Annotated in this window: 14 protein-coding genes; 7 read left to right on the plus strand and 7 right to left on the minus strand. The window is 63.4% G+C overall.

Annotation, left to right across the window (positions count from 1 at the left end; translation table 11 throughout):
• Window positions 1–4: 4 nt before the first annotated feature.
• From HJC04_RS24085 to HJC04_RS24110, 6 genes are read left to right on the plus strand one after another with little or no spacing between them, the layout of a single operon-like run.
• Window positions 5–760 (plus strand): ABC transporter ATP-binding protein, encoded by a 756-nt coding sequence (locus HJC04_RS24085; protein ID WP_221147310.1) that lies wholly within the window; start codon window positions 5–7, stop codon window positions 758–760.
• On the plus strand, window positions 757–1,485 hold the full coding sequence (locus tag HJC04_RS24090; RefSeq protein ID WP_210628427.1) for an ABC transporter ATP-binding protein: 729 nt from the start codon (window positions 757–759) through the stop codon (window positions 1,483–1,485). The genes HJC04_RS24085 and HJC04_RS24090 overlap by 4 nt, the downstream gene beginning before the upstream one ends.
• Complete coding sequence (locus HJC04_RS24095; protein WP_210628428.1) at window positions 1,482–2,414, plus strand: branched-chain amino acid ABC transporter permease; 933 nt, start codon at window positions 1,482–1,484, stop codon at window positions 2,412–2,414. Before HJC04_RS24090 ends, HJC04_RS24095 begins: the two co-directional genes overlap by 4 nt.
• Complete coding sequence (locus HJC04_RS24100; protein ID WP_210628429.1) at window positions 2,411–3,436, plus strand: branched-chain amino acid ABC transporter permease; 1,026 nt, start codon at window positions 2,411–2,413, stop codon at window positions 3,434–3,436. Before HJC04_RS24095 ends, HJC04_RS24100 begins: the two co-directional genes overlap by 4 nt.
• Window positions 3,437–3,475: 39 nt before the next feature.
• Window positions 3,476–4,261 (plus strand): coniferyl-alcohol dehydrogenase, encoded by a 786-nt coding sequence (locus tag HJC04_RS24105; RefSeq protein WP_210628430.1) that lies wholly within the window; start codon window positions 3,476–3,478, stop codon window positions 4,259–4,261.
• Window positions 4,262–4,283: 22 nt separating this feature from the next.
• On the plus strand, window positions 4,284–5,729 hold the full coding sequence (locus tag HJC04_RS24110) for an aldehyde dehydrogenase (RefSeq protein WP_210628431.1): 1,446 nt from the start codon (window positions 4,284–4,286) through the stop codon (window positions 5,727–5,729).
• 171 nt (window positions 5,730–5,900) lie between these two features.
• Here HJC04_RS24110 and gmk read toward each other — a convergent pair whose 3' ends face one another.
• From gmk to fabD, 7 genes are all read right to left on the minus strand, one after another.
• Complete coding sequence (gene gmk / locus HJC04_RS24115) at window positions 5,901–6,563, minus strand: guanylate kinase (RefSeq protein ID WP_210628432.1); 663 nt, start codon at window positions 6,561–6,563, stop codon at window positions 5,901–5,903.
• 3 nt (window positions 6,564–6,566) lie between these two features.
• Window positions 6,567–7,454, minus strand: a complete 888-nt coding sequence (locus HJC04_RS24120; RefSeq protein ID WP_221147311.1) for a YicC/YloC family endoribonuclease — start codon at window positions 7,452–7,454, stop codon at window positions 6,567–6,569.
• A gap of 19 nt (window positions 7,455–7,473) precedes the next feature.
• The gene (gene mltG, locus HJC04_RS24125) at window positions 7,474–8,691 is read right to left on the minus strand and encodes an endolytic transglycosylase MltG (protein ID WP_221147312.1); all 1,218 of its coding nucleotides are present in this window, start codon (window positions 8,689–8,691) and stop codon (window positions 7,474–7,476) included.
• A gap of 131 nt (window positions 8,692–8,822) precedes the next feature.
• Complete coding sequence (gene fabF, locus HJC04_RS24130; protein WP_210628435.1) at window positions 8,823–10,085, minus strand: beta-ketoacyl-ACP synthase II; 1,263 nt, start codon at window positions 10,083–10,085, stop codon at window positions 8,823–8,825.
• A 93-nt stretch (window positions 10,086–10,178) separates the two neighbouring features.
• On the minus strand, window positions 10,179–10,415 hold the full coding sequence (locus HJC04_RS24135) for an acyl carrier protein (RefSeq protein WP_003547058.1): 237 nt from the start codon (window positions 10,413–10,415) through the stop codon (window positions 10,179–10,181).
• A gap of 287 nt (window positions 10,416–10,702) precedes the next feature.
• On the minus strand, window positions 10,703–11,440 hold the full coding sequence (fabG, locus tag HJC04_RS24140; protein WP_210628436.1) for a 3-oxoacyl-[acyl-carrier-protein] reductase: 738 nt from the start codon (window positions 11,438–11,440) through the stop codon (window positions 10,703–10,705).
• Between the two features lie 30 nt (window positions 11,441–11,470).
• Entirely contained in the window at window positions 11,471–12,415 is a 945-nt protein-coding gene (gene fabD / locus HJC04_RS24145; protein ID WP_221147313.1) for an ACP S-malonyltransferase, read from the minus strand.
• 201 nt (window positions 12,416–12,616) lie between these two features.
• Here fabD and HJC04_RS24150 point away from each other — a divergent pair, with 201 nt between their 5' ends.
• On the plus strand, window positions 12,617–13,660 hold the full coding sequence (locus HJC04_RS24150) for an aldo/keto reductase (RefSeq protein WP_221147314.1): 1,044 nt from the start codon (window positions 12,617–12,619) through the stop codon (window positions 13,658–13,660).
• Window positions 13,661–13,757: the final 97 nt, after the last annotated feature.

Below are 13,757 nucleotides of genomic sequence, written 5' to 3' on the forward strand. Positions count from 1 at the left end.
AGCAGTGCAGAGGCAAGAAGCGCAAAGACGGCCGGGGGAAGCTTTTCTCTCGGCCAAGGGGATCCACAAGCGGTTCGGCGCGCTTGTCGTGCTGGAGAACCTGGATTTCTCCGTGGGCGACGGCGAGGCGGTCGGCATCGTCGGGCCGAACGGCGCGGGCAAGACGACGTTGCTCAGCGTGCTCGCCGGCGCCTCCCCGCCGAGTGCGGGAACCGTCGTCTTCGACGGCGCCGACGTCACCAACCGGACGGCGGCGGAGCGCTGCCGTTCCGGGCTCGTGCGGACGCATCAGATTCCCAAGCCCTTTGGCGGCATGACCACCTTCGAAAATGTCTTCGTCGCCGCCTCGCACGGCAATGCGGCAAGCCGGGACGAGGCCTATGAGCGTGTGGTGGATTCGCTGTCGCTCTGCGGCATGCTCGGCGTGGCTAACCGTTCCGCCGACACGCTCGGCCTGCTCGACCGCAAACGCCTGGAGCTTGCCCGTGCGCTCGCCACGCAGCCGAGGCTGCTGTTGCTCGACGAGATCGGCGGCGGCCTGACCGATGGCGAGGCGAGCGAACTCGTCGAAACCATCCTGGAATTGCGCCGCCGCGGCATCGGCATCGTCTGGATCGAGCATATCGTCCATATCCTGCTGCAGGTGGCGGAACGGCTGATCTGCATGGATGCCGGCCGGATCATCGCCGACGGCGAACCGAAGACTGTCATGAGCGATGCGGAAGTGGTCAAGGCCTATCTTGGAGGGGCGCCCGCATGAGCCTGCTTTCCATCGACAATCTCGACGTCCGCCACGGCCTGCTGCAGGCGGTGCGCGGGGTCAGTTTCGACCTGGCCAAGGGCGAGGTGCTGGCGCTGGTCGGCGCCAATGGCGCCGGCAAGACGACGCTGCTGAGATCGATCGCCGGCGCCCACCTGCCCGCCGCCGGCCGCGTTCTTCTCGGCGATGAAGACCTGGCTGCAGTCCCCTCCCACAAGCGGATCGCCAAGGGCATCGCCCTGGTCCCGGAAGGCCGGCGCCTGTTTGCGCAGATGACCGTCGAAGAGAACCTGCTTCTCGGCAAGAGCTGCGGGCGCAAGGGCGAGTGGAACATCGACCGTGTGCTCGACGCTTTTCCGAACCTGAAACCCCGCCGGCACGCCAAGACCGGGCACCTCTCCGGCGGGGAGCAGCAGGCGACCGCCATCGGCCGGGCGCTGATGAGCAATCCCGATATTCTTCTCTTGGACGAGGTCTCGCTAGGGCTTTCGCCTCTCGTCGTCGACCGCGTCTATACCCAGCTGCAGGCGCTCCTGACTTCGGGAACAACGATCGTGCTGGTCGAGCAGGATCTTGGCCGCGCCATGAGGGTCGCCGGCCGGGTCATCTGCATGCTGGAAGGCCGCATCGTGCTCGACAGGCCGGCAGCCGCCGTCACCCGCGACGAAGTCACCAAGGCCTATTTCGGACTGCACCGGACAGCCGGCGAAAGGAGCGCATCATGATCAACACCCTGATCCAGGGCCTCCTGCTCGGCGGTTATTACGCCGTCATCGCCTGCGGCCTGTCCTTCATGTTCTCCGTCATGCGGATCATCAATCTCGCCCATGGCAGCCTGGCGGTCGCCGCCGCCTACGGGCTGTGGCTGCTCGCCGCCAAAGCCGGCATCCCGCCTTTTGCCGGCCTGCTGATCGTGCTGCCCGTCATGGCGGTGATCGGTTGGCTGCTGCAGCGCTTCATCCTCGAACGCAGCGCCCGCGGCGGCGCGCTGCTGCCGATTCTCACGACCTTCGGCCTGTCGATCGTCATCGACAATCTGCTGTTCGAACAGTTCGGCGCCGACACACGCTCGCTCGCGCCCTTCATCGGTAATCTCTCCTACGCATCCTGGCAGCTGCCCGGCCACATCTTCGTCGGCGAGCTTGCCGTGATGATGATGGTTACGGCGATCCTCATTCTCGGCGGGCTGCAGTTCTTCCTCGGCCGCTTTGCGCTCGGCCGCGCCATTCGCGCCACCGCCGAAGATCCCGATACGGCAGGGCTCGTCGGCATCGATGCGCGCAGGGTGAATGCGGTCGCCACCGCCATTACCATGGTCACGATCGGCATCGCCGGCGCCTTTCTCGGCATGCGGGCGACCTTCAGTCCCTATGCCGGCGGCCCGCAGCTGCTCTTTGCCTTCGAGGCCGCGGTCATCGGCGGAGCGGGATCGCTCTGGGGCACGCTTGCCGGCGGCATCGTCCTCGGCCTTGCCCAATCGCTCGGCGCGCAATTGCATCCCCAGGGCTTCCTGATCGGCGGCCATGCCGTGTTCCTGCTGGTGCTTTTCATCCGGCTGTCCCGCTCCCGCCCGCTGGTTCTCGACAAGATCGCAGCGCTTCTGAAACCCCGCGCCCTCCTCAACCCTCGCGCACGCCATCGGAGCCCGACATGACATTCGTCGCCAACGGAATATCGATCGAGCGCTGGACGACCTCGTCGCGGGTGGCGCTTGGCTCCATGGCCGCGGTGTTTGCGCTGCTGATCCTCGCCCCCGCCGTGCTTGGTGCCGGTGCGATCGACCGGATGACCGCCCTGTTCATCTATGTGATCCTGGCCGCCATGTGGAATGCGCTTGCCGGTTTCGGCGGGCTGGTCTCGGTCGGCCAGCAGGTGTTTTTCGGCCTCGGCGCCTATTTCACCATTCGGCTCGCCGATGCGGGGCTCGATCCCTTCGTCTCGGTCTTTGCCGCGGCGATCGTGATCGGCGCGCTGTCGATCCCGCTTTCGCTGTTCATGCTGCGGCTGAAGGGCGGCGAGTTTGCGATCGGCATGTGGGTCGTGGCCGAACTCGCGCATCTGCTCGTCAATCTCGACCGGCTGATCCAGGGGGAAACGGGAACCTCGCTGATTTCGCTCAACGTCTATGACAGCGGCACGCGGCGGGCGGCGATCTATTGGCTTGCCCTCACGTCCATGGCTGCCTTGCTCGGCGCGCTCTTCATGCTGATGCGCAGCCGCGCGGGTGCGGCGATGCAGGCGACCCGCGACAATGAGGAGGCGGCGGCCTCGGTCGGCGTGCGGGTGACCGCCACCAAGCGGCTGCTCTTCGTACTCGCCGCCTTCGGCATCGCCATCGCCGGCGGCTTGTGGCTGGCGACCGCCACGACCTTCCAGCCGAAAACCTATTTCAGCGTCCAGTGGACGGCCTACATGATCTTCATGGTGCTGGTCGGCGGGATCGGCAGGTTCGAGGGCGCGATCCTCGGCGCCATCCTGTTCTTCGTCATCGAGACTTTCTTCGGCAGCGCCGGCGTCTGGTATCTGATCGGGCTTGGCGCCACCGCGCTGATCTTCTCGCTCTATCTGCCGCGCGGCCTTTGGGGCGAAGTCGAGCGCCGCTTCGATTTCCAGCTTCTGCCCGTCGGCTACCGGCTGAAACTGCCCGGGCCGACGAAAATCAAATGGGAAGAATGAACCTACCTGCTTCCCGTTTTCTTGCGAAAGGTGAAATCCATGCTTTTTGGTAAAACAATCCTGGTGACCGGCGTCGCCTCCGGCATCGGCGCCCGGACGGCGGAACTGGCCGGCCAGATGGGCGCCGAGGTCATCGGCGTCGATGTGCGCGAACCGGCAAATGCAAGTGCCGCCTTCATCAAAGGCGATCTCTCCACGCCATCGGGCGTTGCCGAGATTGTCGCGCAGCTGCCGTCGCGTCTCGATGCGCTCGCCAATGTCGCCGGCCTTTCCGGCAATACCGGCGTCGTCTCGACGCTCGCCGTCAATTTCTACGGGCTGCGCGCCCTGTCGGAAGCCGTGGCACCCCGCCTGCGCGAAGGCGGCGCCATCGTCAACGTCGCCTCGATCGCCGGTTACGGCTGGCGCGCCAATCTCGAGCGGGCCAAATCGCTGACCTCGATCGAAGGCTTTCCAGATGTGGCGGCCGTTGCCGCCGAACATGGCCTCAAGGACGAGCAGGGTTATCCGCTCTCCAAGGAGCTGCTGCTGCTCTGGACCATGCGCGCCGCCCACCAGCCCCTGTTCAAGAACCGCGGCATCCGCGTCAATGCGGTGAGCCCCGGGCCGGTGGAAACGCCGATCCTCAAGCAGTTCCGCGCCGTGCTCGGCGACGCCAGGGTCGACAGCGACATCACCCGCGTCGGCCGCGCCGGCACATCAGCCGATATCGCGCCCGCCGTGCTCTTCCTCTGCTCGGATGGCGGACGCTGGATCAATGGCGCCAATCTTGCCGCCGACGGCGGCCTCGAAGCATCGATCAATGCCGAGGTTCTCGGCTTCTAGTTCTTTCTCAAGGAGACACACGATGAATATTTCCCTGCTCATAAACGGCGCCGACCGGGCCGCCACCAGCGGCCGGACCTATGACCGGATCGACCCCTTCACCGAAAAGCTTGCGAGCCGCGCGGCCGCCGCGAGCCTCGAGGATGTCGCTGCGGCCGTCGACGCCGCTTCCGCCGCCTTCGGCGCCTGGTCGAAGACCGGGCCCGGCCAGCGCCGCGCCATCCTGATGAAGGCCGCCGACATCATGGATTCGAAAGCGGCCGAATTTACCCGGCTGATGATCGAGGAAACCGGCGCCACCGCGCCCTGGGCCGGCTTCAACGTCATGCTCGCCGCCAACATTCTGCGCGAGGCGGGCGCCATGACGACGCAAATTTCAGGCGAAATCATCCCGTCCGACAAACCCGGATCGCTTTCCATGGGCGTTCGCCAGGCGGCCGGCGTGTGCCTCGCAATCGCGCCGTGGAATGCGCCCGTCATCCTCGCCACCCGCGCCATCGCCATGCCGATCGCCTGCGGCAACACCGTCATCCTCAAGGCATCCGAACAATGCCCGGGCACGCACCGGCTGATCGCCACGGCGCTGACCGAAGCCGGCCTGCCGGCCGGCGTCATCAATGTTCTGACCAATGCGCCGGAGGATGCGCCTGAGATCGTCAACGCACTGATCGCCCATCCGGCCGTCAGGCGCGTCAACTTCACCGGCTCGACCAAGGTCGGCAGGATCATTGCCGAGACCTGCGGCAAATATCTCAAGCCCGCCTTGCTCGAGCTCGGCGGCAAGGCGCCGCTGGTCATTCTCGACGACGCCGATATCGACGGCGCCGTCAATGCCGCGATCTTCGGCGCCTTCATGCATCAGGGCCAGATCTGCATGTCGACAGAGCGGATCATCGTCGACACGGCGATCGCCGATCAGTTCGTCGCCAAACTGGTCGCCCGCGCCAGCCAGCTGCCGGCCGGCGACCCGCGCGGCCATGTCGTTCTCGGTTCACTGATCAGCCTCGACGTCGCCAGGAAAATGGAGGAGCTGATCACCGATGCCACCGCCAAGGGCGCAAAACTCGTGGCCGGCGGCAAGCGCTCCGGCACCGTGGTCGAGGCGACGCTGCTCGATCACGTCACCCCCGACATGCGCGTCTATGCGGAGGAATCCTTCGGCCCGGTCAAGCCGATCATTCGCGTCGCCGGCGAGGAGGAAGCAATCCGCATCGCCAACGACACAGAATACGGCCTGTCATCCGCCGTCTTCAGCCGCAACATCCAGCGGGCGATGGCGGTTGCAGCCCGCATCGAATCCGGTATCTGCCACATCAACGGCCCGACGCTGCACGATGAAGCGCAAATGCCCTTCGGCGGCGTCAAGGGCAGCGGCTACGGCCGCTTCGGCGGCAAGGCAGCGATTGCCGAATTCACCGACCTACGCTGGATCACGGTGGAGGATTCTGCCCAGCACTATCCCTTCTGAGGGGGCAGGCGCGCCCAGCGAATTTTCCGAGGTAGCGAGCGCGCCATTTCAATGCCGTGGTAGGTGACCTGGCGCGATGCTGTCTCAAACCTGATGTCAGCGAATTCCAGTGTCGACCTGGCTGTCACCGGCGAGCGCCGCATCAGGACACGAACTCGCGCAATCGGCTCGCTAGAGCGACGGCGTCTCTTCCAGCAATTCGCGGACGAAATCGAACATGCCGTGGCGGCGGTCACGGCGCAGGCGTTCGGCCTTGACGATCGACTGGACGGCGTCGAAGGCGGTGTTGAGATCGTCATTGACGATGACATAATCATATTCGCGCCAGTGGGCAATCTCGGCGCGGCTGTTGGCCAGACGCGTCTGAATGACCGCCTCGGAATCCTCGGCACGGCGATGCAGTCGCGACTGGAGCTCCGTCATGGTCGGCGGCAGCACGAAGATCGAGACGACGTCGGCCGACATCTTCTCCTGTAACTGCTGGGCGCCCTGCCAATCGATATCGAAGAGCATATCGCGACCTTCGGCCATGGCCTGCTCGACCGGCTCGCGCGGCGTACCGTAGAAATTGCCATGCACTTCGGCCCATTCGAGCAGTGCGTCGCTATCGCGCAACCGCTCGAACTCGCGCACGCTTTTGAAATGGTAATGCACGCCTTCGACCTCGCTCGGGCGGCGTTGGCGCGTGGTGACGCTGACGGAGAGGCCGATATGCTTGTCGGTCTCCAGAAGCGTGCGCGCAATTGTGGACTTGCCGGCGCCGGATGGCGACGAAATTACAAGCATCAGACCGCGACGGGCGATCTGTACGGGCGAGGATTTCGCCGGTTTCATGTCCTACTCCAAATTCTGGACCTGCTCGCGGAACTGGTCGATCACGACTTTCAGTTCGATGCCGGCGGCAGTGACCGCCGAGGCATTCGACTTGGAGCAGATGGTATTCGATTCTCGGTTAAATTCCTGTGCAAGGAAGTCCAGCCGGCGCCCGGCAGGCCCGCCTTTCTCCAGGAGATCGCGCGCGGCGGCGATATGTGCCTTCAGGCGATCGATTTCTTCGCGCAGATCCGCCTTCGTCGCCAATAAAGCGGCCTCGGCGTGCAGCCGGTCACGGTCGAGGGCGGCCATGCCGTCCATCAGCAAGGCGACCTGTGCCGCAAGCCTAGCCGCGATCTCAGCCGGCGAACGTGAGGAATCCATCTCGATCGTCCGGGTCAGACCCTCGATCGTCGCGACGTGATCGAGAAGGATGCGGGAGAGCGCCGCCCCTTCCTGTGCGCGCATTGCCTTGAGATCGGCAAGCGCGGCGAGCAGGCCGGCAATAATTTCTGCGTCACGGGCGGCAAGCGCCTCCTCGCCATCCTCGCCTTCACGGAACTCCACGATGCCGCGCACGAGAAGCAGGGTATCGAGCTTCAACGGCGCAGGATCGATCACGTCAACCAGTTGCTCGCGCATGGCAAGCACGGCAGCGAGCGCCTCTTTGTTCAGCACCGCCTCGAAACGGTTCTCGTCGGCAGTGACCGATAGGGATGCCTGCAGGTTGCCGCGGCTGAAGGTTTCGCCGGCAAGGCGGCGGACCTCCGCCTCCATGCGTTCGAGGCCGGGCGGCAGGCGCAGGCGCAGGTCGAAACCCTTGCCATTCACCGAGCGCAGCTCCCATGCCCAGCGCCAGCGGCCGCTCGTTCCCTCGCGCCGCGCAAAACCGGTCATGGACTGCAAAGCCATCCGAGCCTCCCGAAAACTGTCAATTGATCTTCTTTTTCTTCGGCGGCACGACAGTCGCGCCGTTGTCGCCCGGCTGCTCTTCCGGCTGGCCGTCGACGGCGATGTTCGGATCCGAACCCTTGTCGGCCTCGAGCTTGCGCCAGCGCTTGACGTTGGCATTGTGCTCCTCGAGCGTCGCGGCAAAGACGTGGCCGCCGGTGCCGTCGGCGACGAAATAGAGATCCTGGGTCTTCCAAGGGTTGGCAACGGCTTCCAGCGCATCCTTGCCGGGATTGGCGATCGGCGTCGGCGGCAGGCCCTTGATGACATAGGTATTGTAAGGCGTGTCCCGCTTCAGGTCCGACTGGTAGATCGGCCGGTCGGCTGGTTTTCCCTGCCCACCGAACAGCCCATAGATGATCGTCGGATCCGACTGCAGACGCATGCCCTTGCCAAGCCGGTTCAGGAAAACGGAGGCGACATGGGCACGTTCGTCTGGAATACCGGTCTCCTTTTCGACGATCGAAGCGAGGGTCACGAATTCCACTTTGGATCGCAGCGGCAGCGAGGCGTCGCGCTTATCCCAGATCTGATCGACGAGCTTCTGCTGCGCAGCCGCCATTTGCTCGATGATTTCCGAGCGCTTGGTGCCGCGCGAGAATTTGTAGGTGTCCGGACGCAGGCTGCCTTCTGCCGGCAACGCGGCCGGCAGGTCGCCCTCCAGGACCGGATCCTGCAGCATGCGGTCGAACATCTGGCGGACCGTCAGGCCTTCCGGAAAGGACACCGAATAGAGGATGGACTTGCCCGATTTCAGCAGCTCCATGATATCGCTCATGGAGGCTCTCGCCTTGATCTCATATTCGCCGGCCTTCAGGCTCTCGCCGGCGGAAAGATGAGTCGCCGTCAGATATCGGAAAATACGGGCGTCGGAGATGATCGCGTTGCGCTCGAGGTTCGTGGCGATTTCCGCCAGACCCGCACCGTTGCGGACGATGAAATTGGTGTTGGTTTGCAGCGGGCCCGGGCTCTGATAGGTCGAGGTCGCGTAGTAGAAGCCGATGACGGCGAGGACGCAGACCAGCACCGTCATCGTCATGATGAAGTTCAGGAAAAGAACGATCTGGCTGCGGGCGTTCCTGGAGCGTTTCGGCGGCTCCGGAACACGTTCCGGACGCAGGGCTTCGCTCGGCGACTTCGGGATGATCGGTCCCTTCTGCGCCTGGGTGTCGTTGCTCTGGTTCGTCGTATCGCTCACCGGCAATCCTCTATAACTCAGCCCTCATTCCGCTATTTCGCGAAGCAATGCGGCAAAAGCAGGTTCTGCCGCCGTTCAACGAAGCCGCTGCCGGTCGTTGTGCTTTCACCCGGCCTGCTACGACGGTACCCTTATTGTGCGTATCGGCGCAGCACGAGCGATGCATTTGTGCCACCGAATCCGAACGAGTTGGACAGCGCCACATTGATTTCTCGCTCACGCGCCTTGTGCGGAACAAGATCGATCGCCGTTTCGCGTTCGGGATTGTCGAGATTGAGCGTCGGCGGCGCGATATTGTCACGGATGGCAAGTGTCGCGAAGATCGCCTCGATCGCGCCGGCAGCACCGAGAAGGTGTCCCGTCGCCGACTTGGTCGAGGACATGGAGATCTTCGACGCCGCGTTGCCGACCAGGCGCTCGACCGCGCCGAGCTCGATCGTGTCGGCCATGGTCGAAGTACCGTGGGCGTTGATGTAATCGATGTCGGCCGGCGTCAGCCCGGCGCGCTTCAGCGCCATCGCCATGCAGCGGCCGGCACCCTCGCCGTCTTCGGAAGGCGCGGTAATGTGATAGGCGTCACCCGATAGGCCGTAGCCGACGATCTCGGCGTAGATCTTGGCGCCGCGGGCTGTGGCATGCTCCAGCTCTTCGAGCACGACGATGCCGGCGCCCTCGCCCATGACGAAGCCGTCGCGATCGCGGTCATAGGGGCGCGAAGCCTTCTGCGGCTCGTCATTGTGCTGGGTCGACAGCGCCTTGCAGGCGGCAAATCCCGCCAGCGAAATGCGGCTGACGGGAGATTCCGTGCCGCCGGCGACCATGACGTCGGCGTCACCAAGCGCGATCAGCCGCGCGGCATCGCCGATCGCATGCGCGCCCGTCGAGCAGGCGGTGACGACCGAATGATTGGGTCCGCGCAGCTTGTGGCGGATTGAAACCTGGCCGGAAACGAGGTTGATCAGGCGGCCGGGAATGAAGAAGGGGGAGATGCGGCGCGGGCCCTTGTCACGCAAGGTGTAACCCGCCTCGACGATGCCTTCGATGCCGCCGATGCCGGAGCCGATCAACACGCCGGTGGCAATCTGATCCTCATCGGTTTCGGGATGCCACCCGGCATCGGCGAGCGCCATATCGGCGGCGGCCATGCCGAAGATGATGAAGGGATCGACTTTGCGCTGCTCCTTCGGCTCCATCCACTGATCGGCACTGAAGGTGCCGTCGGTACCGTCACCGATCGGGATACGGCAGGCGATCTTGGCGGGAAGGTCGTCGACTTCGAATTCGGTTACAAGACGAGCGCCGTTCTGGCCGGCAAGCAGCCGCGACCACGCCACCTCAGTTCCGCATCCCAAGGGTGATACCATGCCGGTACCGGTGATGACGACACGTCTCATCGCGTGCTTTCCCCCGTCTCTTATGTTCTATGGAGAAATATGCCGAAAAGAAAAGGGCGGACTCCAGGCCCGCCCTTTCTCAAATATATAGGATCAGGCCTGGGCCTTCTCAATAAACTTCACTGCATCACCGACCGTCAGGATCGAGTCGGCTGCGTCGTCAGGAATTTCGACGCCGAATTCTTCTTCGAATGCCATGACAAGTTCGACCGTGTCGAGCGAGTCAGCGCCCAGATCGTCGATAAAGCTGGCGCTCTCGACGACCTTGTCGGCATCAACGCCAAGATGATCAATAACAATTTTCTTTACGCGTTCTGCGATATCGCTCATGTCGGTTTCCTCGACCTTATGTCCTGATCGGAATGCCGTTGCGGCATCCCTACCCTGTTTCAGCCTGCGATGTTTTCAGACATCCTCGGCAAACTCGTTCACCCGGCTTCAGAGATGTCCCAGGCTTGCGAAAAGCCCGCCGGTCCGTCTGCTTTCTCGGGACGACTGTTCACAGTCATTGGCCCGCTTAACATGGTTTAAGCCTGCCGCAAAGCCAGAAAATCAACGCTTCGTGATTGCTCAACATGCTATTGCGGGAAATATCCCCGTGCCAACAGTTTGTCGTTTCAGATCATCGCCATGCCGCCGTTTACGTGCAGCGTCTGGCCTGTCATGTAGGCGGCTTCGGAGGATGCAAGGTAGGCAACAGCCGAAGCGACCTCGCCGCCGGTGCCCATGCGCTTCATCGGGATCGCCCCCATAATCGCTTCCTTCTGCTTGTCGTTCAGCTTGCCGGTCATGGCGCTTTCGATGAAGCCGGGCGCGACGCAGTTGACCGTCACGTTACGGGTGGCAATTTCCTGCGCCAAGGACTTGGTGAAACCGATCATGCCAGCCTTGGAGGCGCAGTAATTGGCCTGGCCCGGATTGCCGGTGACGCCGACGACGGAGGTGATGTTGATGATACGGCCATAGCGGCGGCGCATCATCGGATGCGTCAACTCGCGCGTCAGGCGGAAGGTCGCCGTCAGATTGATCTCGATAACCGCATCCCAGTCCTCGTCGCTCATGCGCACGAACAGGCCGTCCTTCGTGATGCCGGCATTGTTGACGAGGATATCGACACCTTCGAGCTCGGCCTCGGCCTTCTGGCCGAGCGCCTTCACCTCGTCACGGTCCGACAAGTTGGCCGGGAAGATCTTCACGCGCTCGCCGAGCTCGGCCGCCAGCGCTTCCAGCTTCTCGACACGGGTGCCGTGCAGACCGACGATGGCGCCCTGCTTATGAAGAAGGCGAGCGATTTCCTCGCCGATACCGCCCGATGCGCCGGTGACGAGAGCCTTGCGGCCGGAAAGATCGAACATGGAAAGGTTCCTTATATCTGGAGATATCAATCAGGCCATGAGGGCGGCGACGGTCGTGTCGATATCCGAGGGACCATTGACCGAGACGCCGTTGATTGTCTTGTCGATGCGGCGGGCAAGGCCGGTCAGCACTTTGCCGGAACCGAGCTCGTAAAGCGTCGTGACGCCGTTTGCGGCGAACCATTCCACCGTCTCGCGCCAGCGGACCTGGCCGGTCACCTGCTCGACCAGGAGGCTGGCGATCTCGTCGGCGCCGGTCACCGGCGCGGCGCGGACATTGGCGATCAGCGGCACGACCGGATCGGACTTGGCGACCGTTACCAGCGCCGCGCGCATGGCCTCGGCCGCAGGCGCCATCAGCTTGGAATGGAAGGGAGCGGAGACCGGCAGCAGGATGGCGCGCTTGGCGCCCTTGTCGGTCGCAAGCCCGGCGGCCTTTTCGACAGCTGCCTTCTCGCCCGAGATGACGATCTGGCCGCCGCCATTGTCGTTGGCGATCTGGCAGGCGCCGATGGCGGCCGCCTCCTCGCAGGCGGCAACGACATCGGCATGTTCGAGGCCGATGATCGCGGCCATGGCGCCGACGCCGACGGGGACGGCCGTCTGCATGGCATTGCCGCGAATACGCAGCAGCCGCGCCGTATCGGCGAGCGAAAAAGTGCCGGCGGCGCAGAGTGCCGAATATTCGCCGAGCGAGTGGCCGGCGACGTAGGCAACATTGGACTTCAGATCCAGCCCCCTGGCCTGCAGAACACGGACGACGGCGATCGATACCGCCATCAGCGCCGGCTGGGCGTTCGCCGTCAAGGTCAACGTGTCCTCAGGCCCGTTGAACATGACATCGGAAAGCTTTTCACCAAGTGCCTCGTCAACCTCTTCGAAAACGGCGCGGGCTTCGGCGAAATTCTCGGCGAGATCCTTGCCCATGCCGACGGCCTGGCTGCCCTGGCCGGGAAAAGTGAAAGCGATGGTCATGTTCATGTCCCTGACTGTGCCCCTCAAGGCTGTTTTGCCTCCAATTGACATTCTTTCCGGCAGAGTCAAGTGGCGCGCCATTCTCCGCAAAGCCTTTCGCGCCCGCGCAAAAGCCCGGATTTTGCTCTTGCGCTCCGTCAAATCCGGCCTAGATTTGCCCAGACCCTTCCAAGGCTTCCCTCTCTCTCCCAAGGTTTTTCCATGAAGTACAATTCCCTAGGCCGAACCGACATTTCCGTCTCAGAAATCTGCCTCGGCACCATGACTTGGGGCTCGCAGAACAGCGAAGCCGACGCTCATGCGCAGATGGACTACGCCGTCGAGAAGGGCGTGAATTTCTTCGATACCGCCGAACTCTACCCAACCACACCGGTTTCGCCCGAAACACAGGGCTGGACCGAAGACTATATCGGCAGCTGGTTCAGCAAATCGGGCAAGCGTCGAAATATCGTGCTTGCGACCAAGGTCGCCGGCCGCGGCCGCGATTATCTGCGCGGCGGCGAAGGCGCGGATGCAAAGAACATCCGCCAGGCGCTCGAGGCCAGCCTGAAACGGCTGAGGACGGATTACGTCGACCTCTACCAGATCCACTGGCCGAACCGCGGCCATTTCCACTTCCGTCAGAACTGGAGCTACAATCCCTTCACCCAAGATCGAGACAAGGCTGTCGCCAATATGGTCGAGATCCTGGAAACACTGGGCGCGCTGGTGAAGGAAGGCAAGATTCGCGCGATCGGCCTTTCGAACGAAACCACCTGGGGCATCCAGAAATATCTGACGCTCTCAGAACAGAAGGGTCTACCGCGCGTCGCCAGCGTACAGAACGAGTACAATCTGCTCTACCGCCATTTCGACCTCGATCTCGCCGAACTCTCGCATCACGAGGATGTCGGGCTGCTTGCCTATTCGCCGCTCGCCGGCGGTATCCTGACCGGCAAATATGTCGATGGTCTGAGACCGAAGGGTTCGCGCGCGTCGATCAACCCCGATATCGGCGGCCGGTTGCAGCCGCTGCAGGAGCCGGCGACCAAGGCCTATGTGGCGCTCGCAGCCCGGTACGGCCTCAATCCGACAGCCATGGCGCTTGCCTTCTGCCGATCAAGGCCCTTCATGACGTCGGTCATCATCGGCGCGACGTCGATGGAGCAGCTCGATACTGACCTGAGTTCCGTCAATCTCAAGCTGTCGATCGAGGTTTTGGCTGAAATCGAAAAGGTTCACCGCCAGTACCCGATGCCGATGTGAGGCAAACGGACATCCCACAATCGATGCGGCCATTCGTGGTCGGATCCGCTCCCGGCGGAGCGTACATCGCCTGGCCCTCGCACCACGCACTGCAACG

Source organism: Rhizobium sp. NLR8a, from assembly GCF_019685235.1.
Taxonomy (GTDB): Bacteria; Pseudomonadota; Alphaproteobacteria; order Rhizobiales; family Rhizobiaceae; genus Rhizobium.

What these genes read in the sequence shown, in the direction of transcription:
- gmk (WP_210628432.1), bottom strand. Translation starts at nt 6,563, where the DNA reads ATGAAACCGGCGAAATCCTCGCCCGTACAGATCGCCCGTCGCGGTCTG.
- fabG (WP_210628436.1), bottom strand. Translation starts at nt 11,440, where the DNA reads ATGTTCGATCTTTCCGGCCGCAAGGCTCTCGTCACCGGCGCATCGGGC.
- fabF (WP_210628435.1), bottom strand. Translation starts at nt 10,085, where the DNA reads ATGAGACGTGTCGTCATCACCGGTACCGGCATGGTATCACCCTTGGGA.
- HJC04_RS24120 (WP_221147311.1), bottom strand. Translation starts at nt 7,454, where the DNA reads ATGGCTTTGCAGTCCATGACCGGTTTTGCGCGGCGCGAGGGAACGAGC.
- HJC04_RS24135 (WP_003547058.1), bottom strand. Translation starts at nt 10,415, where the DNA reads ATGAGCGATATCGCAGAACGCGTAAAGAAAATTGTTATTGATCATCTT.
- HJC04_RS24095 (WP_210628428.1), top strand. Translation starts at nt 1,482, where the DNA reads ATGATCAACACCCTGATCCAGGGCCTCCTGCTCGGCGGTTATTACGCC.
- HJC04_RS24100 (WP_210628429.1), top strand. Translation starts at nt 2,411, where the DNA reads ATGACATTCGTCGCCAACGGAATATCGATCGAGCGCTGGACGACCTCG.
- HJC04_RS24110 (WP_210628431.1), top strand. Translation starts at nt 4,284, where the DNA reads ATGAATATTTCCCTGCTCATAAACGGCGCCGACCGGGCCGCCACCAGC.
- HJC04_RS24150 (WP_221147314.1), top strand. Translation starts at nt 12,617, where the DNA reads ATGAAGTACAATTCCCTAGGCCGAACCGACATTTCCGTCTCAGAAATC.
- fabD (WP_221147313.1), bottom strand. Translation starts at nt 12,415, where the DNA reads ATGACCATCGCTTTCACTTTTCCCGGCCAGGGCAGCCAGGCCGTCGGC.
- HJC04_RS24090 (WP_210628427.1), top strand. Translation starts at nt 757, where the DNA reads ATGAGCCTGCTTTCCATCGACAATCTCGACGTCCGCCACGGCCTGCTG.
- HJC04_RS24105 (WP_210628430.1), top strand. Translation starts at nt 3,476, where the DNA reads ATGCTTTTTGGTAAAACAATCCTGGTGACCGGCGTCGCCTCCGGCATC.